General features: G+C 38.8%; 21 protein-coding genes. 8 read left to right on the forward strand and 13 right to left on the reverse strand.

Features of this window, described 5'->3' with window-relative positions:
* The first annotated feature begins 3 nt into the window (after positions 1-3).
* From GM552_RS08140 to GM552_RS08150, 3 genes are read left to right on the forward strand one after another with little or no spacing between them, the layout of a single operon-like run.
* Positions 4-795, forward strand: a complete 792-nt coding sequence (locus GM552_RS08140) for an ABC transporter ATP-binding protein (protein ID WP_155566040.1) — start codon at positions 4-6, stop codon at positions 793-795.
* On the forward strand, positions 792-1,742 hold the full coding sequence (locus GM552_RS08145) for an MlaD family protein (protein WP_122124116.1): 951 nt from the start codon (positions 792-794) through the stop codon (positions 1,740-1,742). Before GM552_RS08140 ends, GM552_RS08145 begins: the two co-directional genes overlap by 4 nt.
* The gene (locus GM552_RS08150; protein ID WP_155566041.1) at positions 1,739-2,332 is read left to right on the forward strand and encodes a membrane integrity-associated transporter subunit PqiC; all 594 of its coding nucleotides are present in this window, start codon (positions 1,739-1,741) and stop codon (positions 2,330-2,332) included. Before GM552_RS08145 ends, GM552_RS08150 begins: the two co-directional genes overlap by 4 nt.
* 5 nt (positions 2,333-2,337) lie before the next feature.
* On the opposite strand, the gene rbfA is transcribed toward GM552_RS08150, so the two are convergent.
* From rbfA to acnA, 6 genes are all read right to left on the reverse strand, one after another.
* Entirely contained in the window at positions 2,338-2,763 is a 426-nt protein-coding gene (gene rbfA, locus GM552_RS08155; RefSeq protein ID WP_122124118.1) for a 30S ribosome-binding factor RbfA, read from the reverse strand.
* The gene (gene infB / locus GM552_RS08160) at positions 2,763-5,582 is read right to left on the reverse strand and encodes a translation initiation factor IF-2 (protein WP_155566042.1); all 2,820 of its coding nucleotides are present in this window, start codon (positions 5,580-5,582) and stop codon (positions 2,763-2,765) included. The genes rbfA and infB overlap by 1 nt, the downstream gene beginning before the upstream one ends.
* Positions 5,583-5,641: 59 nt before the next feature.
* Entirely contained in the window at positions 5,642-6,226 is a 585-nt protein-coding gene (locus GM552_RS08165) for an RNA-binding protein (RefSeq protein ID WP_155566043.1), read from the reverse strand.
* A 92-nt stretch (positions 6,227-6,318) separates the two neighbouring features.
* Positions 6,319-7,848 carry a transcription termination factor NusA gene (gene nusA / locus GM552_RS08170; protein WP_155566044.1) on the reverse strand — a complete coding sequence of 510 codons (1,530 nt, stop codon included), beginning with the start codon at positions 7,846-7,848 and terminating at the stop codon, positions 6,319-6,321.
* A 61-nt stretch (positions 7,849-7,909) separates the two neighbouring features.
* A complete protein-coding gene (gene rimP, locus GM552_RS08175; RefSeq protein WP_155566045.1) occupies positions 7,910-8,452 on the reverse strand; it encodes a ribosome maturation factor RimP in 543 nt (180 codons plus the stop codon).
* A 213-nt stretch (positions 8,453-8,665) separates the two neighbouring features.
* Positions 8,666-11,350 (reverse strand): aconitate hydratase AcnA, encoded by a 2,685-nt coding sequence (gene acnA, locus GM552_RS08180; protein WP_155566046.1) that lies wholly within the window; start codon positions 11,348-11,350, stop codon positions 8,666-8,668.
* 183 nt (positions 11,351-11,533) lie between these two features.
* On the opposite strand from acnA, the gene ccmA reads away from it, so the two are divergent.
* Together ccmA and ccmB are read left to right on the forward strand one after the other, a co-directional pair.
* Positions 11,534-12,154 carry a heme ABC exporter ATP-binding protein CcmA gene (gene ccmA / locus GM552_RS08185; RefSeq protein WP_155566047.1) on the forward strand — a complete coding sequence of 207 codons (621 nt, stop codon included), beginning with the start codon at positions 11,534-11,536 and terminating at the stop codon, positions 12,152-12,154.
* A gap of 12 nt (positions 12,155-12,166) precedes the next feature.
* Positions 12,167-12,829, forward strand: a complete 663-nt coding sequence (gene ccmB, locus GM552_RS08190; RefSeq protein WP_155566048.1) for a heme exporter protein CcmB — start codon at positions 12,167-12,169, stop codon at positions 12,827-12,829.
* Between the two features lie 6 nt (positions 12,830-12,835).
* Here ccmB and GM552_RS08195 read toward each other — a convergent pair whose 3' ends face one another.
* Complete coding sequence (locus tag GM552_RS08195; protein WP_155566049.1) at positions 12,836-13,201, reverse strand: copper resistance protein CopC; 366 nt, start codon at positions 13,199-13,201, stop codon at positions 12,836-12,838.
* 129 nt (positions 13,202-13,330) lie between these two features.
* Here GM552_RS08195 and GM552_RS08200 point away from each other — a divergent pair, with 129 nt between their 5' ends.
* Complete coding sequence (locus GM552_RS08200; protein ID WP_155566050.1) at positions 13,331-13,693, forward strand: hypothetical protein; 363 nt, start codon at positions 13,331-13,333, stop codon at positions 13,691-13,693.
* Between the two features lie 124 nt (positions 13,694-13,817).
* Here the strand turns inward: GM552_RS08200 and GM552_RS09075 are convergent, their stop codons facing one another.
* On the reverse strand, positions 13,818-17,183 hold the full coding sequence (locus GM552_RS09075) for a S41 family peptidase (protein ID WP_155566051.1): 3,366 nt from the start codon (positions 17,181-17,183) through the stop codon (positions 13,818-13,820).
* 133 nt (positions 17,184-17,316) lie between these two features.
* On the opposite strand from GM552_RS09075, the gene GM552_RS08210 reads away from it, so the two are divergent.
* Complete coding sequence (locus tag GM552_RS08210) at positions 17,317-17,559, forward strand: DUF3297 family protein (RefSeq protein ID WP_110439118.1); 243 nt, start codon at positions 17,317-17,319, stop codon at positions 17,557-17,559.
* Between the two features lie 62 nt (positions 17,560-17,621).
* Here GM552_RS08210 and GM552_RS08215 read toward each other — a convergent pair whose 3' ends face one another.
* From GM552_RS08215 to GM552_RS08230, 4 genes are all read right to left on the reverse strand, one after another.
* Positions 17,622-18,359: a dienelactone hydrolase family protein gene (locus GM552_RS08215; RefSeq protein WP_370533617.1), complete on the reverse strand. Its 738-nt coding sequence runs from the start codon at positions 18,357-18,359 to the stop codon at positions 17,622-17,624.
* 21 nt (positions 18,360-18,380) lie between these two features.
* Positions 18,381-18,827 (reverse strand): META domain-containing protein, encoded by a 447-nt coding sequence (locus GM552_RS08220; RefSeq protein WP_155566052.1) that lies wholly within the window; start codon positions 18,825-18,827, stop codon positions 18,381-18,383.
* A gap of 91 nt (positions 18,828-18,918) precedes the next feature.
* Positions 18,919-19,305 carry a fluoride efflux transporter CrcB gene (gene crcB / locus GM552_RS08225; RefSeq protein ID WP_155566053.1) on the reverse strand — a complete coding sequence of 129 codons (387 nt, stop codon included), beginning with the start codon at positions 19,303-19,305 and terminating at the stop codon, positions 18,919-18,921.
* 69 nt (positions 19,306-19,374) lie between these two features.
* Positions 19,375-20,670 (reverse strand): radical SAM protein, encoded by a 1,296-nt coding sequence (locus tag GM552_RS08230; RefSeq protein WP_155566054.1) that lies wholly within the window; start codon positions 20,668-20,670, stop codon positions 19,375-19,377.
* A gap of 331 nt (positions 20,671-21,001) precedes the next feature.
* Here GM552_RS08230 and GM552_RS08235 point away from each other — a divergent pair, with 331 nt between their 5' ends.
* Positions 21,002-21,307 carry a TRL-like family protein gene (locus GM552_RS08235; protein WP_155566055.1) on the forward strand — a complete coding sequence of 102 codons (306 nt, stop codon included), beginning with the start codon at positions 21,002-21,004 and terminating at the stop codon, positions 21,305-21,307.
* Positions 21,308-21,449: 142 nt separating this feature from the next.
* Here GM552_RS08235 and GM552_RS08240 read toward each other — a convergent pair whose 3' ends face one another.
* On the reverse strand, positions 21,450-23,003 hold the full coding sequence (locus GM552_RS08240; RefSeq protein ID WP_155566056.1) for a trypsin-like peptidase domain-containing protein: 1,554 nt from the start codon (positions 23,001-23,003) through the stop codon (positions 21,450-21,452).
* Positions 23,004-23,074: the final 71 nt, after the last annotated feature.

Consider the following 23,074-nt stretch of genomic DNA (forward strand, 5'->3'; position numbering starts at 1 on the left):
ATAATGAGTAACCAATCCAGCAATATACTTCTATCCGTTAAAAATCTCACCATTGGTTACGGTACAAAGGTTATCCAGAAAAACATTAATTTTGACGTTAAGCAAGGCAGCATTTTTGCCCTAATGGGTGGTAGTGGATGTGGAAAAAGTACACTTCTTAAATCCATGATAGGGCTTTTAGAACCAATAGCGGGTGATTATCTTGTCAAGAATGAAAATTACTGGAGAGTTTCGAGAAAACATCGCATAAAAATCGCGCATAATTTTGGTATTTTGTTTCAAAATGCTGCTCTATGGAGCTCTATGACAGTAGGTGAAAATGTTGCACTTCCATTGCAACTTTTTACCAACCTTTCTCCAGAAATGATTCATCGATTGGTAGAATTAAAACTGGGGCTGGTTGGAATGGAATATGCCATTAACCTGTATCCCTCTGAATTAAGCGGAGGAATGAGAAAACGGTGTGGCTTGGCTAGAGCTCTTGCCCTTGATCCAGAAATCCTATTTTTTGATGAACCCTCAGCCGGACTTGATCCTATCACTTCTAAGAGACTTGATGATTTAATTCTCACCTTACGAAATGGATTGGGAAGCACAATCATCATAGTCAGTCACGAATTATCAAGTTTATTTACAATTGCAGATGATGGTATATTCCTTGACGCGGAATCAAAGACACCCCTTGCCCATGGTTCACCACAAGAAATGCACGATCATCCATCCTGTCAATTGGTATACGATTTTATGCATAGACAACGTTATGAAAATGCAGAAGAGAAAGAAGAACAAAGATGACCATTAATAAACAAACCACAATCGGGGCTTTTGTATTGGGAGGAATAATTCTTGCTCTTTGTGCTGTTATTTTTTTCAGTAATTTTAATCTTTTTTCAAAAAAAGAGCATGCCATAATCGTTTTTCCAAGCTCAATATCAGGATTATCCATTGGAGCGCCTGTTACGTTCAGAGGAGTACAGGTAGGAACCGTTGATTCCATTAATCTCCAATTCGATCAAGGCAGTCACAAAGCATATATCCCTGTAGTAATCAATATTGATCCCAGAAAAATCCGCATAGGATATAAATATAATAATTTTAAAAAACTATTGGAAAAAATGATAGAAAATGGACTTTGTGCAGAAATTAGCACAGAAAGTTTTGTTACCGGTACGTCCAATATTTTTCTTGATTTTGATTTGCAGAATGCCCCTCACTTTCATCCTGTGATTGCAAAAAATCTTACAGAAATACCTTCCCGTCCCTCTACGTTTCAAAAAATCAAATCCGAATTAATGAATCTACAACTTGAACAACTTTCCAGAAACCTAAATGACACTGCACAAAAAATAGGACAACTTGCCGAAACTTTAAACAAACAAACTCCTGATCTTATTAATAGCGTCAAAAAAACATCAGATAGTACAAATATTCTGGTGACTCATATCAACAAAAACATAGATGGTTTATTGAAGAACTTTAATAAATTGCTTGTTGATGGAGATGTCCAACTTCGTTCACGCGGAAAAGAGCTTCACATTTTATTAAACAATTCAAACAAAGCCGTGTCATCAGCATCAGAAATGATTGATAATGTGAAAACGCTTACCTCATCCCGTTCACCTTCACGAAACAATCTTGAAATTATTCTGAAGAACCTTGCTGATGCTTCCACTTCACTTCGAGGATTTTCGCGGGAAATAGAACGTAATCCTAAATTATTACTGATTGGTCGAAAACAATGAATAAATTCATCGCTTTATCCTCATTAAGTACCTTATTTATTCTCGGGGGATGCAGTGCTCCCCCTCTTAAATATTACACTTTCAATGAAAATATTATAAATCAGTCGACAAACAAAATTACACAATATTCTGAAACTTCCCCCACTATTATCATTACACCGATCACAGTACCGGATTACCTTGACACAACCGATATTGTTACCCGAGAAAACAGCAGTCTTCATCATAGTGTCAACGGAAGAATGAGTAGCGTTTTATCCGTTGCCGTAACCGATTATGTTACACATTTGCTATCCATAAAAAATCCAACTCTATTCATAACCAATCAAAGACAGGTTGGTATGCCAACAAGTCAGATCCTGATCAATATCAGCCACTTGGATGTACAAAATCTGGGGAATCAAAATGGCTCAGCAATCTTGGAAGCTGATTGGTCCATTATTCCCAGAAATGAACATCTACCCATCAACAAACAAAAAGGAACCTTTTTCGCATCGGGTTCCATTGCTTCTGACAGTGATGTAATCAAAATAGAACAGGCTCTATTAATCCAACTGGTTAATCAAATCAGTAAAAATCCTTTGTACTAACTTGATTATTGATTTTCTTTTTCAAGGTCTCTCAAAACTTCCGGACTATTCAGCACTGCATCAATCTTAGCTGCATAGTCCAAAGTTGTATCAGGCTGAAATCTCAAATCAGGTAAAAATTTAAGTCTAATTTTTTGTGATAGCTGATTTCTCAAATAAGGTGCAACTCGTTTTAATGCAGGTAAAAAATCCCCTACATCACTTTTCCCTAAGTGAGAAATATATACAATTGCATGACGCAAATCAGGCGTCATGCGCACTTCTGTTACTGTAAATTTCTGTCCCTGAAGTTCAGGCACACGAAATTCGATCCGGATGAATAAATCTGCCAAAATATGCCTGATTTCTTCAGCAACGCGCAATTGCCGTTGAGAAGGGCCTTTTGAATCCTTTTTCAAAAAATCCTTCCCAGTTACTATAAATTTATCCATCAAGCCTGTACTGTTTCAATTTCATAACATTCAACAACGTCTCCCTCTCGCAAGTCATTGTATCCTGAAAAAGAAAGTCCACATTCATAATCATGTGCCACTTCTTTGACATCATCCTTGAAACGTTTAAGCTGGCTTAAATTACCCTGATGAATAACAACATTATCACGCAACAACCGAACACCGCAGCCTCGACGAACCACGCCCTGTGTTACGTAACATCCTGCAACCTTACCAGTTTTACTAATGGTAAAGACTTTACGAATTTCTGCATAACCCAAGAATTTCTCACGCTGTTTTGGTGCAATACGTCCTTTAATAATCTGTTCAATATCATCAACCACCTGATAAATAATTGAATAGTAATGAATATCAACACCTTCATGCTGCGCAAGTTCTCTAGCCTGCGTTGTTGCCCTTACATTAAAGGCGATAATGATAGCCTGTGATGCTTTGGCAAGTTGAACATCACTTTCCGTAATCTGACCAACTGTTGCGGATAAAACGCGAACTTTAATTTCCTCATGTTCAAGTTTCTGAACTGTCGCCTGAATAGCCTCAGCAGATCCCTGAACATCAGCCTTGATTAAGACAGCAATTTCTTTTTGCTCATTTGCTTGAATACGCGCAAGCATCTGATCCAAGGTTCCACGTGCAGCCATTCTAACCGCTGCCTGTTTTTCACGAGCCTTACGTTGCCTAAATTCAGAAATTTCACGAGCTTTACTTTCATTATCCACAACAACAAAAGGCTCACCAGCACGAGGTACACCCGTTAAACCCAAAAGCTCTACGGGTGTGGAAGGTCCAGCTTTTTTCATATTCTTGCTTTTATCATCCAGCATCGCACGAACACGACCCCATTCAGAACCAGCGACAATAACATCTCCTTTATTCAAGGTTCCTTTCTGAACCAATAAAGTCGCAACAGGTCCACGTCCCTTGTCCAAACGGCTTTCAATAACAGCACCCTCTGCCACTCTATTCGGGTTTGCTTTTAATTCCAACAATTCAGCCAGCAAAATGATTGCTTCTTCCAGTTTGTCCAAACCGATATGTTTTTTAGCCGAAACTTCAACATCCTGAGTATCACCCCCCATTTTCTCAACGACGATTTCATGATTCAAAAGCTCCTGTCTTACACGGTCAGGATTGGCTCCAGGCAAATCACATTTATTAATGGCGACAATAATTGGAACATTTGCAGCTTTAGCATGTTTAATTGCCTCAATTGTCTGAGGCATGACCCCATCATCCGCAGCAACAACAAGCACCACGATATCCGTCACTGACGCTCCCCTGGAACGCATCGCCGTGAATGCCTCATGACCAGGCGTATCTAAAAAGGTGATTTTAGCACCTGACTGCATTCTAACCTGATAGGCGCCAATATGCTGGGTAATCCCACCAGCCTCCTTATGCGCAATATCCGTTGTCCGCAGAGCATCCAGCAAAGAGGTTTTACCATGATCAACATGTCCCATCACCGCTACAACAGGTGGACGGGGCAATTTATCCTCATCCTTATCCTCTACACCTTCAATACCAAGTTCAACATCACTATCGGCAACCCTATGCACACGATGACCAAATTCCTCGATAATCAATTCGGCCGTGTCTGCATCCAATGACTGATTAACTGTTGCCATCACACCCATTTTCATCAGGGCTTTAATAACGACTCCTTGGCGTGCAGCCATACGATTGGCAAGTTCTTGTACGGTAATTGTTTCTGGAAGAGTGACATCACGAACAACCTTTACCTGATCCGTACGTAATTTCTCCAACTCTGCTTGACGGCGTTCACGTTCTCTTTGACGACGTACCGAAGCCAACGAACGAACTTTATTATCATCCTCGCCCTCAATCGCTGCCTGAATATCTATTTTACCAGAACGTCGACCATCCCCCTTGCCTCGACTACTGCTTTTACGATTTACACCGCTTCCACGACGGGACGAACCACGACGACCTTCCCCTTCATCAGAATCCATATCATCCTGAACATTAATCCTGCGTGAAGATTCAACAGATTTCTTATTTATTTTTCCGTCTTTTTCAGATGTTTTGACATTGAGAACAGATTCACTTGAATTTTTTACTGAGGTTTTACCAGATACGGATTCTCCATTCTTAACAGACTCACTCACCACAGGTTTTTCAGGCAAAATAGCCCTTTTTGCCAAAGGTTCCACAGGAACAGGCTCTGGTGCCAAGGTAATTTCACCAGGAATAGGAACCTTGGAAACCTTGACCCGACGTAATGGAGGTTCAGATGCAGTTTTCGTTTTTTTGGATTTTATAGTTTTTTTAGATTCTTCTTCTGTCTCAGATACAGCAATTTTTTCCTGCTCAACAGTTTCCTTGCCTTCTTCCTGCGCAGCCTTTTCAGCCTCTGCCTGTGCCTTGGCTAGAACTTTCTCTTCTTCCTGTTTTTTACGTAATCTCTCCGCTTCTGAAAGAATAGATATTTTTTCCTGTTCTTGACGTTCAAGATTTTTACGCTGCTGTTCAAGCTTTTGTTCTTCCAGAACACGCTGTCTGATGGCTAATTCTGCAGCTGTCAAGGAGCGTTTACTCGAACCAGCAGATGCTTTTTTTGCCGCAGGTTTACGGACACTATTAACCTGTTTTTCCTTACTGCCAGGCGCACTACGCTTTTTACGTACTTCAACCTGGACAACCTTGCTGCGTCCATGGCTAAAACTTTGCCTAATAGATCCGGCATCGACAGTCTGCCCCACGTCCCTTTTTACTGATGAACGTAAAGATAAACGTTTTTTACCCTGTCCTTGTTCTTGATCGTTGCCTTCGCTCATATACCTGCCTGTTCTTAAATCCATTTTCGATGGGTTGACTTATTCCATCGATTTATACCCTAATTTATTATTCCTGATAACCGTTTATTATCAAAAAGAATTTGCTTTACAAACGGTCCCCTGTAAATTGCTGCATGAACTATATATTCTCGACCAAAAATCATTCCCAATTCTTTTGCCGTAAAAACTGCCATGACAGGTAAAAGACCCGTTCCTGATAATATACGCTTTTTTTCTTCTTCACTACCATCTATAGCCTGTATAATCAATCCAGCAATATTCTGAGAAATCTTTTCTCTTACTTTTACAAAACCGTACGTAATCTGTCCAGCACGTCTTGCAAAACCAAATGTATCCTTAATTTTATTCCGCAAACCATCCCTAATTATTGACACCAAATTTTCCGGAACCGTAACCTGACATTGCATTGCACGTGAGAACGAACGCATTTCTATCGCCTTATGTATGATATTTTTATCGGCTTTCAACCACATCCCTCTTCCAGGAAGCCGTTCTGTCAAATCTGGAACAATATATCCATCTGGCGACAAAACAAAACGAATTAAATTTTCAGGATCATCTCTTTCCCTTGTAACCACACAGAAACGTTGACGATTCGCCGAGCTATCAGGACTTTTATTCATTAGCGTAAACTATTCAAAATTAAAAGAAAATAATAAATCAAAATGATTAGGCCTCCCATGAAGCCTAATCATTTAAATATCATTATCAAATTTTATTCTTTATCTTGACTTTCCTCGCCTCCCTCTTCTTCAAACCAATGTTCTCTGGCCTGCATAATAATTGCATTGGCTGTTTCTTCATCAATTGCATCTGCACCAAGAATCTCGATCAGTTCATCACTGGCAAGGTCAGCTAAATCATCGAGCGTTTTCACCCCTTTTTCACCCAATAAGATCAACATTTGTTGTGTAAAGCAATCAAGTTCCACAAGCTCATCCGAAACCCCAAGAGCCTGCCTTTTCTCATCCAGAGAACGATGTTGTTTTTCCAAACATTCTTCTGCCCTCTGGACAAGCTCTTGCGCGATATTTGCATCAAAACCTTCAATTTCAGCCAATTCCTGGGGATCGGCAAAAGCAAGCTCCTCAATAGTATGAAAACCTTCTGTAACCAACAGGCCGGCAATCACATCATCAACATCCAGCTCTTCGGCAAAAATAGCGGATCTGCGACGGAATTCTTCTTGTCTACGATCTGATTCTTCTGTTTCGGTCAGAATATCAATGTCCCATCGTGTCAATTGACTGGCCAAACGAACATTTTGTCCACGACGTCCAATAGCTAAACTCAATTGATCATCTGGAACCACAACCTCCACACGCCCAGCTTCCTCATCCATGACAACTTTTGTAACTTCCGCCGGTGCCAAGGCATTCACGACAAAGGTGGCCGCCTGACCGCTCCAAGGAATGATATCAATTTTTTCCCCTTGCAATTCCTGTACTACAGCTTGTACACGAGACCCCCTGACTCCAACACAAGCACCAACAGGATCAATGGTACTGTCTTTTGAAATAACAGCCATTTTCGCTCGGGAACCCGGATCTCTGGCGACTGCCTTAATCTCGATAATACCATCATAGATTTCAGGCACTTCCTGTGCAAACAATTTCGCCAAAAATGCGGGGTGCGTCCTAGATAAAAAGATCTGTGGACCACGTGGCTCCTTACGGACATCACAAATATAGGCTCTTACACGCTCTGAATTCCGAAAGTTTTCTCTTGGAATCAATTCATCACGCCTTAACAAAGCTTCGACACTGCCAATTTCCACCAACAGATTGCCATATTCAGTTCGTTTCACTGTTCCATTCACAATTTCACCAATACGGTCCTTGAAATCCTCATATTGACGATTCCGTTCACATTCACGAACACGTTGCACGATAACCTGCTTTGCAGTCTGTGCAGCGATACGGCCAAAATCTATGGGTGGCAATGGATCAATAAGATATTCACCAATCTTAATATCAGGCTGTATCTTGAGCGCAATTTTATATGGAATTTGTGAAGCCTCATTTTCAACTTCCTCCACGACTTCTGTCCATCGGGAAAGGCGCACCTCTCCCGTCTTACGATCAATTATCGCACGAATGTCTTTTTCATGACCATATTTAGCGCGTCCAGCCTTTTGAATGGCCTGTTCCATCGCTTCGAGAATCTCTTCCCGGCTAATGGCTTTTTCACGTGCAACAGCATCAGCAACCAATAACAATTCAGGACGAGCAACAGACGTATCCATTTTAACCTCACAATCTATTATACCAGATTAAACCGGTTTTGATTTTATTTTCACTTATACTTTATTCAGTTTCCGACCCAGATAAAGCATTGACCATATGACTGCATGCATCAATTAAAGAATCAGTCAGCACCAATTTAGCCTTGCGTATTTCTGACAAAGGCAATTCAATTTCAGAACCTGTATCTAAACGCATACGCGCATTCTGTTCATCCGCTCCCAGGGCAATCCCGGAAAACCGTCTTCTGCCTTCAATTGGAATCATCATTTCCACTTTGGCAAGATGACCCGCAAAACGGTTCCAATCTTTTACGCGCACCAAGGGACGATCGATTCCGGCGGAGGAAACCTCCAATGTCCAGGCACCTTCCATAGGATCATGAACATCCATTACAGCACTTACAGCGTGACTAATCTGTTCACAATCCTCAACATTAATCAGACTACCATCAGCCCGATCCACCATAATCTGTAAGGTCAAAGCTTGTTTGCCCAACAAAGCCACTCTAACCAACTCATATCCCATATTAATCAAAATGGGTTCAATCAAAGCGATAACACGTTGTTCAATACGTACATCAGAAATATTTTCTACGGATTCCAAAATAAAAAAGGCGGCCGACTAAGGCCACCCCCCACATCTAACGGAAGACAATTTTGTATTAATTTAACAATCTTATAAATGCTTTACAAGTAACAAATCCAAATATTTATAATTCCATGATAATGACACGTTATGTTTGGATATATTACAAATGAAAAGTGACCTGTTTAACAAATAAACAGGTCACTTACACTTTAAAACAGATTTTAAGACTTAGGCCATTAGTCTGAGAACATAAGGCAAAATGCCACCATTACGATAATATTCTACCTCTTCTTGCGTATCAACACGACAGATCACAGGAATATCCTGATGTGAACCATCATTGCGAGTTATTCTCATAATCATTTTTTGACGCGGTTTTAAAGTTTCGATACCCAAAATATCGATTTTTTCATCACCCTTCAATCCCAACGTTTTACGTGTTGTACCCTCCTCAAATAAGAGTGGCAATACACCCATTCCAACAAGATTAGAACGATGAATACGTTCAAAACTTTCAGCAATAACGGCTTTTACTCCCAACAACGTCGTACCTTTTGCCGCCCAGTCACGGGAGGAACCCATTCCGTATTCTTTACCGCCAAAAACAACCAATGGTGTATTTTCTTTTTGGTATTCCATGGCAACATCATAGATTGCCCCTTCCTTACTATCAGGATAATGCTTGCTATATCCACCTTCAACTCCTGGAACCATTTCATTACGAATACGGATATTGGCAAAAGTGCCACGCATCATGACCTCATGATTACCACGACGTGAACCATACGAGTTAAAGTCCTCCACCCTAACTCCATGTTCAGTCAAATATCTGCCAGCAGGGGAATCTTTACGAATGGAACCAGCTGGAGATATATGATCTGTTGTAACATTATCCCCTAATAACGCCAATATTCTTGCCCCTTTAATATCATGACGGGCTTCAGGATGCCGCTTCATTCCTTCAAAATAGGGAGGATTACGAACATAGGTTGATTTTGAATCCCAATCATAAGTCTGAGATCCAGTTGCCACAGCCAATCTCTGCCATTCAACCGTACCTTTACTGATATTATCATATCCCTTACGGAATTCTTCACGCGTAATCGCTGCTGCCATTACCTCTTTGATTTCCTCTGTTGAAGGCCAAATATCATGTAGATAAATTTCCTTACCATCCTTGGAAACACCAATAGGATCCTTTGTAATATCCTTACGCAAGGTTCCCAATAAAGCATAAGCGACTACCAACGGTGGACTTGCCAGATAGTTTGCGCGAACGTTTGGAGAAATACGTCCCTCAAAGTTACGGTTTCCCGAAAGAACCGCTGTTGCCACCAAATTGTTATTTTCGATAGTGTCAACAATTTCTGGTGCCAGAGGACCGGAATTTCCGATACAGGTTGTACAACCATATCCAACAATATTGAATCCAAGCGCATCAAGAGATGGAATTAACCCGGCCTTTTCTAAATATTCAGTAACAACTTTTGAACCAGGTGCAAGAGACGTTTTAACCCAAGGCTTCCGCTTCAATCCCAAAGCATGTGCTTTTTTTGCCAATAAACCAGCAGCAATCATCACTTCCGTATTAGAGGTATTGGTGCATGAAGTAATTGCCGCAATTACAACTGAACCATGTTCGAGTTTAAAATCTTTACCGGCAACAGCACAAGCGACATCTTGATCTTTACCTTCAACATGGAATCCTGAAGACAGCTCTTTGACGAATGCAGAGGTTGCATCGCTGAGGCTGATACGATCTTGTGGACGACGAGGACCTGAAATAGAGGGAACAACATTACCAATATCCAGTTCCAAAGTATCAGTAAATTCTGGTTCTTCCGCATTCGCTTCACGGAACATACCCTGTGCTTTAAGATAAGCTTCCACCAACTTAATCTGATGATCGTCACGACCGGTTAATTTGAGGTAATCCAAAGCTTGCTGGTCAACCGGGAAGAACCCACATGTTGCGCCATATTCAGGTGCCATATTTGCAATTGTAGCCCGTGTATAAAGTGGTAAATGATCCAAAGCCGGACCATAAAATTCAACAAACTTGCCAACAACACCCTTCTTACGTAACATCTGTGTAATTGTCAGAACAAGATCTGTTGCAGTTACACCCTTTGCCAATTTTCCTGTTAACCGGAAGCCGATAACATCCGGTATTAACATTGTAATCGGTTGCCCCAACATGGCTGCTTCAGCTTCGATACCTCCAACACCCCAGCCAAGAACACCCAATCCGTTGACCATTGTTGTATGGGAATCTGTTCCAAAAAGAGTGTCTGGATAGGCATAGGTTTTTCCATCTTCATCACGAAGCCAAACAACCTTGGCAATATGTTCCAAATTAACCTGATGACAAATTCCAGTATCAGGTGGAACAACGGAAAAACCTTTGAACGCTTCTTGTCCCCAACGAAGGAAAGCATACCGCTCAGCGTTTCGTTCAAATTCAAGCGTTATATTTTCTTTCAGTGCCGCATCAGATCCAAATTTATCGACCATTACAGAATGATCAATCACCAGATTTACCGGAATTAGTGGATTAACCTTTTGCGGATCACCTTTTAACTGGGTCATTCCTTCACGCATGGCAGCCAAATCGACAACAGCTGGAACCCCTGTAAAATCCTGCATCAAAATACGGGAAGGACGAAAAGGCACTTCGGACTGGCTATGATGATTCTTTTGCCATTCTATAATTGCCTTGGCATTGTCTACCGTAAAAGATTGACCATTTTCAAAGCGTAAAACATTTTCCAGCAATACTTTTAAGGTATTTGGTAAACGACGAAAATTACCCAATTTTTTCTCTGCTTCAACCAGTGAAAAATAATGATAGGTTTTTCCATCGACTTCCAACGTTTTACATGTTTTTAAATTATCCTGACCAATCAGTTTCATAATGATATCCTTAAATTATGTCGTTAGATAATCGTGTATAAACAACATTTTATATTTGTTATCTCGCCAATTACACTATACTTATTATATCTTGAATATCATAAAAGCAATTATTCATGGGCTTTTACAATTTCACTAAACAGTGTACTTTTGTAACTTAAAATCATTTTTGAAACCCTTTTCATGACCGTATCTATTGTCAATCTAACCACATTTCGAAATGAAAAACTGGTCCTGAACAATATCAATTTTTCTCTATCTGCAGGGGAAAGTCTCTGTATCCATGGTCCAAATGGCGTTGGCAAAAGTACATTATTAAGAATTCTCGCAGGGTTCAGAAAACCAGATTCAGGTAATGTTTTATGGAACTCCAGAAACATCTTTGAACATCATGAAACTTATGAAAATTATCTTCAAACTATTGCCTGGTTGGGTCATTCAAACGCCTTAAAACCGATTATGACTGTGAGAGAGAACCTGCAGTTATATTCAAAATTTTACAAAACCAATCTTCACGATTGTTTGAAAAAATTTAATTTATACCATTTAATTGATACTCCCGTTCGATTATTATCCGCTGGTCAAAAACGTCGCACAGCCCTGGCCCGCATTTTGCTTAAACCTGCAACAATTTGGTTGCTAGATGAACCAACCGTTGGATTGGATAGAGAAAACATGATCAATCTTGCTGAAATATTTGCCTCTTTTCAAAAAAACGGTGGCATGATTTTAGTCAGTACACATACAGATCTTCCATTGATCAACGCAAGATCTCTTAATCTTTCACTTCCTTCCTTACATTAAGATATCTTTCCCATGCCTTTCATTCTTCTTTTACAACGAGAAATATTACTTTCTTTCCGGCATGCCAGTGATACCATTGGAACAATCCTGTTTTTTATTTTGACAGCGACTCTTTTTCCGCTTGCGCTTGGACCAGAACCTCAAAGACTTCAGCAAATAGCCCCCGCCATTTTGTGGGTTTGCGCCCTGTTGGCCGCTTTGTTGCCTATGGAACGCATATACCAGCAAGATTATGAGGATGGGTCCCTGGATCAATTTTTTTTGCTTGGAATATCTCCCTCTACCTTGGCCTTCACCAAAATGACAGGTCACTGGTTATGTACAGGAATCCCTCTTCTCTGCGCCAGTATCCCCTTAACAATTTTATATAACTTGCCCGTATCAATCCTGCCCATTTTTATTATCAGCCTTTCACTTGGAACCGCCTGTCAATCTCTTGTCGGGGGAATGACAAATTCTATTGCCCTTGGAGCCAAGAAAAACTCTTTTTTGCTCCCTTTATTAACTTTTCCCTTGTTAACCCCCGTCCTTATTTTTGGCACCATGCTTATTGATGCAAAATTAAATAATCTCGCATTCCTACCCAATCTTCAATTACTCGGGGCATGTTTTGCTATTGCTCTACCTTTTTGCCCACTTGCTGCTGGAGCAGGTTTACGATTGGCAATAGAATGAACAAAATCAGGGATTAACAGCCTCAAAAGGAATTTCACCTGTACTTTCCTCCCCCTTCCAATTCCAAACATGCCATTGCAAGATATATTGCCCCGCCTTTAACGGATATGATGTTTTAACTTCCCTGTGATTTAAAGCGGTTGTTGCGGGAATCAAATCAGGTTGTCCAGATTGATTTATCAATAACAAACGACTGCGGAAAGGATCAAATTCATGGTCATAAACCAAATGAATTTCTTGATTCCCAGCCTTAATTTTCTGATGTGGCTGAGGATTGGAAAACTTTAAACCGATTGCTTTAGCTGTACCAGTCGATAATAACAAGGCAGTGCAGCAGGCCATAAAAATTAATTTATTTTGTTTTTTACTCATTTTGAAAGCCCTTTTAAATTTATTCTTTCAAATCTTTCAAAAAAAACTATAGCCCTATAAAATGGTTAAAACCAGTCCTTACAATAATGACTGCGATCACTTACCTATTAATCTCAACTGGAAAGATAAATGATCTTTCATCTGCGCTCTTTGGCTGTAACCATAATTGCTGGAATTAGCCTAAATATCCTGTTTACCTGTAAAGCTGTCGCCCAATATAAACGATGCTGGCTGGAAAATGGTGTTGTTACTATCAACTGCGCCCCTGCTGATGGTTATTTTTTCATAAATAGACAAAATATATATAAAAAATGTCCAATAGTTGCAGGTAGTTTAGAAAAATCCTGTAATATAGAAGATGGTTATGGGTTATTTTATAAAAATTATCATTGGTATCAATGTCCCGTACAACAAGGTAAAAAATTGGATCATTGTACTTTGGCTTCCGGATACCAGATTATTAAACTGCATCAAACTTTTTTAAAAGACTAACGATCTTTCAACATTTTAAATGTTCAAAAATCAATGTGACGGCTGTTATCTCTTCTTACTGCTTATATAAACTCTAAAAATGATAACTGTATGGCTTATATTAAGATACCATACAGTTCGAACCCTATTTCCTGTTAAAGGGGATACCGTTCTCAGGATAAGCGGTTTTCCAAGAAGGAGACTGAGGCATAGATACAGGATGATCCCTTAACTCTTTTAGCAAATAATCTATTGCCGTTTCCAATTGTCTATCATGCCCATGCTGTAATTCATCTGGAGTATTCTCAATTTCAATATCTGGATCGACCCCGTGATTTTCAATAATCCATTCTGATTGTAATCCATACAAGCTTTCTTCTGGAATAGTAATATATCCTCCATCCCTTAGCGGCCAAAAACCGCGAATACCACGTACGCCACCCCAGGTTCGCTTGCCAATCAGTTTACCCAAACCATATTTACGAAAATAATAAGGAAAGATATCACCATCAGATGCAGAATACTGGTTGATTAACGTGACCTTAGGTCCAACAATCAACTGTTCAGGCAAGGAATGAGCCATTTTTTCACGGTTTGTGGTCATTCCCACCAAGATTCTCCTTAAACGCTCAAGAAGAATTTCATCGATAAAACCACCACCGTTCCAGCGATCATCAATAATAACTGCCTGTCTATCCAGCTGGGCATAAAACTGACGGATAAACTGCTGCAATCCAAGCTCTTCCATATCTGAAAGATAGATATAGGCTATTTTCCCACCTGATAAACGATCAACCAGTCGACGATTATGTTCAATCCAGTCTTTCTCTCTTAATGACAGTTCACTTTTAATCGTATTGACTGTTACATTTTTCACGGCTTTTGTTTGCCGATCCTCAAAAGAGAGTTGGACAGGATTTTCGAGCCCGACAAAAAACCGGTAAGGGTTAATACCACTCTTTACCTCTTGACCATTTACCGTTAACAGATAATCACCTGCATGAATATTAAATCCTGGTTCAGATAAAGGACTGCGATAGGCTTTGCGGCTATTATCCCCGGAATATATTTTTGCCAAATAATAACGCTGCTTCTGTGCATCATAGGCAAAGTCAACCCCCAATAAGACTGTGGGAACTTTTTTTGTCAAATTCTGTTGATCTCCACCTCCAACATATGTATGTGAATTGCCGATTTCTCCAACCATCTGACCAATAAGATAATTGATATCCGATCTTGATCCAGCCAATGGCAATAATTTGGCATAACGATCATGAATTTCATGCCAGTTCTGTCCATTCATTTGGGGATTAACGAAAAGATCACGCTGTAGACGCCAGGCATTATCAAACATTTCCCTCCACTCTTCAGACGGAATGACAAAACTTGTTAAGGATTCAAGCTTTAATGATTTATCTTCCGTATGTTTTTCCTTGGCATCACTAATAACCCACTGGTTATTCTTGTTATATAAAAATTTCTGACCGTCATACGAAAGACTATAATTCTGAATACCCTGTTCAATTATGGTATCTTTCCTCTGTTTAACGTCATAAACATGCAACGCAGGTTTTTCACCGGGAAATTCACTAGAAATCGTTTGTGGAGGACTCATCAAGTAATAAACCTTATCCCCAGCAATCTGCATATCTGTAATCATGCCACCTTCAATTGGTAGGGGAACAATTCGACCTTCCAATCCTTTTTCATCGATCTGAATTGAAGAGATCGTTTTTCCATCCTTCTCTCTTATAACCCTATCTTTATCTACAATTCCCTCATCAGAACGAGGGGCGAATAAGGATGGGGTTGCAACCTGTAGGGTTGCCACATATATTCCCGCGCTTTTAACCGTCAGGGCATTCATTTCATTGTCAGCAAAAACAGTATTTTCATGGCGATTGGAAACAAAATATAAATATTTTCCATCAGCAGAAAATAATGGCAAATAATCATTATTGTTTCCGGATGTTAGCTGAACAATCTTATTCGTAGCAAAGTTATAAGCCCAAATTGCCCGTTGCTGATTGGATTGAGTTAAACTATAAACCAACCAATGACTGTCAGGAGAAAAACTAAAATCATGTATTTCCGCATGAATATCGGTGGCAATTTTTTTTACGGATTTACCCTCAAAATCAACTGTCCATAAATTATGGTTGCCATCTGAAAAGGCAAGCAGTTTTCCATCGGGAGAAAAACGCGGAGCATAATAATAACCTGACTTGAAATGGGTTAAAAGCCGTTCGGCCCCTCCCAGAGATGGACGAACAGCAATATTCTGTTCACCATCACTATCTGTTGTATAGGCGATCCATTTCCCATCCGGTGACCAGACGGGATGATCTGCATCTACATTACTTGCATTAATCAAATTTCGGATAGCTCCATTTTCAACAGGAACGGTGAATATATTTCCCCTTGCGGCAAAAGCGGCCCGTTTTCCATTTGGAGCAATCGAGAAATCAGGTTGTTGGGCAGAATCAGTTTTACGTACATCATCAGTCAAAGACACATAACGACGCATGATTTTTATACCATCATCCGGTACAATAACATGGATTTCATGCAGGTGCTCCGATGGAAGATCAAGCACGTATAAATGACCGCCCTGTTGAAAGACAATGCCTTGATCACCCAATGACGGAAAATCAATATCATAATCGATGAAATGCGTTACCTGACGTTTTTTTCCTGTCGTCTTGTCATAAACCCATAAATTAACGCGTCGATTTGCATCCCTGTCAGATAAAAAATAAATTTTGTCCTGATACCACATCGGAGTGGTATCTGTGCCTTTCCAATGAGTTATTTGTTCCAGTTTTTTTGTATCAAAATCATAAATATAAATATCCTGTGCCAGACCACCATCATAACGTTTCCAGGTTCGAAAATCACGATAGATACGGGTATAAGCAATTTTTTTTCCATCAGAATCATAACTTAAAAATCCAGAACGATCCAGGGGAAGCGCTTTTGGCAATCCACCTTTTATGGATACGGAAAACGGCAAACTCATCCAGCTGTTCCACGCATTCCGACGAGATAAAAATACGATTGATTTCGAATCCGGTGTCCAGGTGACAACCATATTATCAGGTCCCCAACGTTCCGGTGCAGAAGCAACAATGTCGGAATGATAGGTTAATCGTTTGACCTCTCCACCCGCAGCGGGCATGAGATAGACATCTCTATTGCCTTGATAGCTTCCTGTAAAAGCTAGCCATTGACCATCCGGTGAAAATCTCGGCATCAAATCCTCACCCTGTTCGGAAGTCAACCGAACGGCCGTTCCACCTGATTTTGAAACCTGCCAAAGATTACCCCGTGCCGAAAAAACAATTTTATTCCCATGTAAAGTTGGATAACGCATGAGAACTTGATTGTTTAAAGTTTGACTTTCCTGGGCAAGACCTGGAAAAAAAGTTCCTGCACAACCGATCATTCCGACATGAAACAATATCGTATTTACTAATAACCTATTCCATCTGTTCATGCCAAATCCACGCACTTTATTATCTCCATCTGTTCATGCCCTTTTCAGCCATTAAAATCTTCAATCGCAAAATTGCTTGTCAGGCCGAATCATTTTTTTGTAATAAGTTAAAAACTTATCGCTAAAATCACAACAAGGAAACCTAAAAATGTCAGACGCGCTTCCCGATCGCCTTTCTGCCGATCCACAAAGCCCATACTATAATGAAGAGCTTTTAAACCGTGGAGTTGGTATTCGCTTTAAAGGAGTGGAAAAAGATAATGTTATTGAATATTGTCTGAGCGAACAATGGGTCAAGGTATCCATCGGCAATACATTGACACGCAGTGGCAAGCCCATGAGCATGAAACTCAACGGCCCCGTTGAGGCATACCTCAAAGAGGAAAAATAATATTAAAAATTAAAGTAACGTAAATTTAAATATCATTCATACGTTACTTTATCGACAGCAATCTAAAAAGAATCCCTTAAAAACCGAATGACAAGCCCCATACAGGTTTGAAACAGGGCGGGATCATAGCGTGGTCCTTCATCCCTTAAAAAAGCGTGCTGGGCATTGAATTCATGCCATTCATACTGAACCTCTGCTTTTTCCAGGGCTTCACGAATCAATTGCCGACCCGCAAAAGGGATATGGGGATCCTGTTTTCCCCACGTAAACATAACCTTTCCCTTGATATCCTTAAATCGTTTCAAGGTATCATCCCTTTGCCCCTTACCAAGGGTGGCATCATGCACATTGGTGGCATAAAAACAGACAGCTGCTGATATTTCAGGGTTCAGGGCAGCTCTTAACGCTAAATGCCCTCCTAGACATACCCCCATTGATCCAATCTTGCCATTAGAATAAGGATAGGTTTTTAACCATTCAATAACTGACATCGTATCGGAATCATAAGCTGAAACAGGTTTTTCAAATTTCAAACAGTTACCCCGATCCGTCCCTTCCTTATCATATTCCAAGGCAACCCCTGGATTTTCATATTCATGATAGACTTCTGGAACAATAACAATATAACCCTGCCCTGCTATATAAGATGCCAAACGACGAATTGGCTGAGTTACCTGATAAATTTCGGAGTAAAATATGATCGCCGTATATTTTCCCTCTTTGACAGGTCGGAAAATATGACAACGCATCAAGCCTGTTGGCGTGTTAAGATCCTCTGCCTCATTCGAATAAATAATCACCCATTCATCCTTTTGTTATCATTATTTAAAATATTTTGCGGTTATTAATATCTTATTATTTTCATCAAGCAACCTTAGATATTTTCCACCAATGGAAACTGATTTAACCAATTTTAACTTGTCAAAGAAAAATTCATCCTGCGCATTAACCTGGGGATCCAAACAGGTATTTTGCTGACGTTCAATTTTACTGATTGTAATTTGGTTTCCATTGTTTTGAAAAAATCCAAGAAATTTATTACATAAACCACTTCCATTAATTCGATGTGTATAAGGATTAAAACTTAAATATGTGAATTTCTGATCATTTTGATAGGATTTAATAAATGTTTTTTGATGACTTAAATGTTCAACACGCCATATTGATTCATCAAAAGGAGCTTTACTTTTTGAATCTTGGGCAAAAGCTGAATTTATTCCTGCCCCCAATAACCCCGTACCGAAAATCATTACAATAATTTTTTTCATTTAAATTTATCCTTCTATTGCGCTTTCCCATTCAAGTAAATCTACCTAATCATACGAATAAGTTGAAGTAAACAAAATGAATGCGAAACAATCAATGAAAACAAGATCTCATCATATAGACCGTTGCAATTCCGAGAATGGTCAACCCTATTGAACAAATAAGATGCGTAAACACTATAACTCCTGCCCACATAAAACGCCCTTCTTGCATGGAAAGAACAACTTCTGCAGAAAAAGATGAAAAGGTTGATAAACCACCCAAAAAACCCGTAATAATGAAGAGGCGCCATGGTAGCAGGACTGGAATTACCACAAAAATTGCCACGGCAATACCAATAAAATAACCAGCAAGACAATTTGCAGCCAAAGTTCCAAGGGGCAAATAAGGAAAAAAAGCGTTCAAGGCAATCCCCAACCACCAGCGCAACAGACAGCCCAAGGCCCCACCTATACTGACCATCATAATTGAATTGATCATTCATTTACCTTGTTCATACAATTTATTGAATCAATCCTATAAATAAATCATTCATCAAATTGATATAATTTAATTTTTTATTATCATGTTATTACTTATTTCAATTAACTGATCATAAAAATCATGAATGTTAACAATATCTTTTATATTAGTTTCAAAGATATTTTTCTCCACTTTTTTTCCCTGTATATTTGAATAGGCCTCAACAAATATTTTTAGATGACCATCCCATGATAATCTAAGCATAAATTGACCGACAAATCTATTTACTGATATTTTCCTTTGATTTGCCTCTTCAACCTGAAGATCCTGTAAAAAAAATAACTTGTCATTATTTGGCAAGGTCTTACACAACCTTCTTAAATTCACCCAATCACTATCATTTAAAAATTCTCTCTCTTTGAAATCTTTTGAAAGATAAGGGGTATCGAATGTATTGCGAATTTCCACTTTAGAAGCATTATAATCATTAACAAGCCTATTAAATAAATCTGGCAATTCTTTCACGTTGGACTGATATGCCATGATTATAAATTGTATTCTAATTGGATGAACAGATGTCAGGACCGCTTTTTTCAACTTCTCCATATTTTCCAAAAAAATATGTTGTTTGGCACCTTTTCTCAATTGTTCATAAATTACAGAATCAAAGGATTCAAGGGAAATATTGATATGATCTATCCCGGAATTAACAAGCCAATAAAAAAACTGATCTGACATTCTCTTGGCCAGATTAGTTGTGAAAAAAATTTTATTTCTATAAATTTCAGGAACCTTCTCAATATAATCCATTAATTTAGGATGAAGAGTAGGTTCATGCAGACATGAAAACCAAAATTCACTGTTCCGAATATAAGGCAAAAAACGTAAAGCTGACTCTATGACCTCTTCACTCATAAAATATGTTTTATTTGTCGAGGTATAATCATACAAACAGAATGGACAGCGTAAGTTACAATTATTAACAATATCCATTGCCATATGTACAAATGGTTGAAATTCCAATCTAATATTTGATGCAAAAGGTATTTTATAATTTGAATTTTTTACTCGAATAACAACATTTTCATGCTCTTTCACACTGAGTACACGTGGGAATTTCATATAGAATGCATAATAACAGCTCCCATCTCCAATTTCTTTAATCGTTTCATAATGCAATTTATCAGCTACAGAAGAGACCAGTATTTCATTTGTTGTCTGCAAAATTGCTTCACAAATCAAACGCTGATTAGGAAAATCCTGATTGCATACCCAACCATATGCATATGAATCACTCAATTCATCTACAAATCCTATAAAAGGCTCAGGAACTGTAAATAAGGATTTTAATTTCTTTAATAGTATTTTAGAAATATTGTACATTATGCAGATTCATAAAAATGAAGGCTGGCTTTATATAATACATATTCGAAAAAATTACGGTAAATAAAATATATTTGTACAGAAATAAAATTGGTGAGCCATAAAAAACAATAAATTATTTATAAAATTTCATGAACAGTTATGTATGATCTTCAGCTTGATTGATCAATCCTGTACAAAACCAGTAATAATTTCATAATGTTTATATTTATAATATGCAATATTTATGATTGAAATTCAATAAAAGAACCGCTATTAAAAACCCGTAATTAATTTATTAATAAATAATTACATATTTTAGTACTTATTTTAATATATTATTGGATTTATAATGAAAAAACTGTTTTTACTAGCAACCACGGGATTACTAGCCGGATGTGCGGGTGGTAAATCACCAGTGGGACTAGCTTTAATCAGTAATGTAAAAGGCCCTATTTCAGCAACTGATCACACTGTCACCTCAAAAAAAGGTGCAAGTTGTGCCCACAATCTACTAGGTATTGTTGCAAGCGGAGATGCATCAATTGATTCTGCCAAAAAGAAGGCAGGCATAACAAAAGTTTCTTCTGTTGATTATAAAACCACAGGTATTTTCCCTTTTTATGGAAAAACCTGTGTCAATGTAAAAGGGGAATAACTTCCTTTATATAAATAATTAACTTTTTTGGAAGTTGTTTATAAATTATTAATATAAACAATTTCTAAAAAGTGTTTTTTTCGCTTTATAAATAAGAAACAACACTTTGCGATTGCTTTTAACTTACTGATAATCATGCAATTTAATCATTATCTCCGAGTGTGACAGCGATAAATATGGACTGGCCATCTCTTAAAATTCTCAATAAAACAGTTTTGTCTGTTTTTAGAGATGAACTAATCAACCGGTTCGCCATTTCCGGTTTATCAACATCTTGGTTATTAACGGATACAATGACATCACCGTTCTGCAATCCGGCATGATCAGCTGGGGAATCGTTTTTAATCGAGGTAACAATTACCCCCTTGATTTTTTCATCAATACCAGCCTGTTGCCTTATTTCAGGGGTTAATAATGATAAGGAGACACCCAAACTGCCAGGAGCAGGAGCTGGTGTTTTTTTACTCTTGGTATCCTCGTTTAGATTACCTACCTGAACCTTTACAACTTTCCGCGTGCCATTTCGCAAAATATTCAGATCAATCATTGTATTTGGAGTAATAGCCGCAACCTGGTTGGCAAGATCCCTCGGATTTTCAACCTTTTTATCATTCAAAGAAAGAATGACGTCCCCAACCTTCAGTTGGGCCTTTTCAGCAGGACTATTGTTTGCAACAGATGCAATCAAAACCCCTTTTGGTGGAATACCATGCTCAGATGGAGGCAATTTTAACATTTTCACCATTGAAGGTGTGATCATCTGGCCCATAACCCCTAAATAACCACGGGTAACATGTCCTGTCTTTTCCAATTGAGTAACGACATTTTTCACCGTATTTGATGGAATGGCAAACCCGATACCGATTGATCCTCCTGATGGAGATAAAATTGCTGTATTAACACCGATAACCTTACCATCTTGAGAAAAAAGAGGCCCTCCCGAATTTCCACGATTGATTGGAGCATCAACCTGGATAAAGGAATCGTAAGGAGTATCACCGATATCCCTTCCCCGGGCAGATACAATCCCTGCGGTAACGGTACCTCCCAAACCATATGGATCTCCAACTGCAATTACCCATTCACCAGGTTCAATACCATTTGAATCTCCAAGCTGGATAAATGGCAAAGGTTTTTCAGACTGGATTTTTAACAACGCCAAATCTGTTTTTGAATCCCTTCCAATAATTTTTGCCTGATATTTCGCACCAGTCTCCAGGGCAATCGTTATTTTCTTCGCCCCTTTAACAACATGATTATTGGTTACGATATAACCATCAGGCGAAATGATAAATCCTGATCCACGTGCCTCAGCCACCTGCTTGGGCATTTGTTGTGGAAACATGGGAAAGGGAAAAGGAAACGGAAACGGATTCATATTATCATCGCCATTGGGAAATCCATTTCCCATCATTGAATCATCATTGTCTCCGACAACAACCCGTGAAGTAATAGATACAACGGCAGGTTTGACCTGTTTAACCAAATTTACAAAATTAGGCAGATTTTGCGTTGAGGTTACCGGCTTGATCGCATCAGAATGATCTTTTAACAAATCTGTTGCCTGGGATGAATTATAACCTGTGACTGCACTGCCCAGCACTAAAGAAGCCAATAAACCCTGTTTAATTTTTTTTCCACAAACATGATTTATAAGCTCTAGAACCGTTTGCTTTTTTTTAGAATATTTATCCATAAAATTCCTCGTAATTTCTTTATTTTTACATAAAATTAATTATTTAAGAAATAATATGATGATCAATTATG

The organism is Commensalibacter sp. ESL0382 (genome assembly GCF_009725775.1).
Classification (GTDB): Bacteria; Pseudomonadota; Alphaproteobacteria; order Acetobacterales; family Acetobacteraceae; genus Commensalibacter; species Commensalibacter melissae.

Coding starts and splice junctions, on each gene's coding strand:
- rbfA (WP_122124118.1), bottom strand. CDS start 2,763: ATGGATAAATTTATAGTAACTGGGAAGGATTTTTTGAAAAAGGATTCA.
- GM552_RS08195 (WP_155566049.1), bottom strand. CDS start 13,201: ATGAGTAAAAAACAAAATAAATTAATTTTTATGGCCTGCTGCACTGCC.
- GM552_RS08235 (WP_155566055.1), top strand. CDS start 21,002: ATGAAAAAACTGTTTTTACTAGCAACCACGGGATTACTAGCCGGATGT.
- GM552_RS08220 (WP_155566052.1), bottom strand. CDS start 18,827: ATGAAAAAAATTATTGTAATGATTTTCGGTACGGGGTTATTGGGGGCA.
- ccmB (WP_155566048.1), top strand. CDS start 12,167: ATGCCTTTCATTCTTCTTTTACAACGAGAAATATTACTTTCTTTCCGG.
- GM552_RS08200 (WP_155566050.1), top strand. CDS start 13,331: ATGATCTTTCATCTGCGCTCTTTGGCTGTAACCATAATTGCTGGAATT.
- GM552_RS08165 (WP_155566043.1), bottom strand. CDS start 6,226: ATGAATAAAAGTCCTGATAGCTCGGCGAATCGTCAACGTTTCTGTGTG.
- GM552_RS08240 (WP_155566056.1), bottom strand. CDS start 23,003: ATGGATAAATATTCTAAAAAAAAGCAAACGGTTCTAGAGCTTATAAAT.
- crcB (WP_155566053.1), bottom strand. CDS start 19,305: ATGATCAATTCAATTATGATGGTCAGTATAGGTGGGGCCTTGGGCTGT.
- GM552_RS08210 (WP_110439118.1), top strand. CDS start 17,317: ATGTCAGACGCGCTTCCCGATCGCCTTTCTGCCGATCCACAAAGCCCA.
- infB (WP_155566042.1), bottom strand. CDS start 5,582: ATGAGCGAAGGCAACGATCAAGAACAAGGACAGGGTAAAAAACGTTTA.
- acnA (WP_155566046.1), bottom strand. CDS start 11,350: ATGAAACTGATTGGTCAGGATAATTTAAAAACATGTAAAACGTTGGAA.
- GM552_RS08150 (WP_155566041.1), top strand. CDS start 1,739: ATGAATAAATTCATCGCTTTATCCTCATTAAGTACCTTATTTATTCTC.
- GM552_RS08230 (WP_155566054.1), bottom strand. CDS start 20,670: ATGTACAATATTTCTAAAATACTATTAAAGAAATTAAAATCCTTATTT.
- ccmA (WP_155566047.1), top strand. CDS start 11,534: ATGACCGTATCTATTGTCAATCTAACCACATTTCGAAATGAAAAACTG.
- GM552_RS08140 (WP_155566040.1), top strand. CDS start 4: ATGAGTAACCAATCCAGCAATATACTTCTATCCGTTAAAAATCTCACC.
- nusA (WP_155566044.1), bottom strand. CDS start 7,848: ATGGATACGTCTGTTGCTCGTCCTGAATTGTTATTGGTTGCTGATGCT.
- GM552_RS08145 (WP_122124116.1), top strand. CDS start 792: ATGACCATTAATAAACAAACCACAATCGGGGCTTTTGTATTGGGAGGA.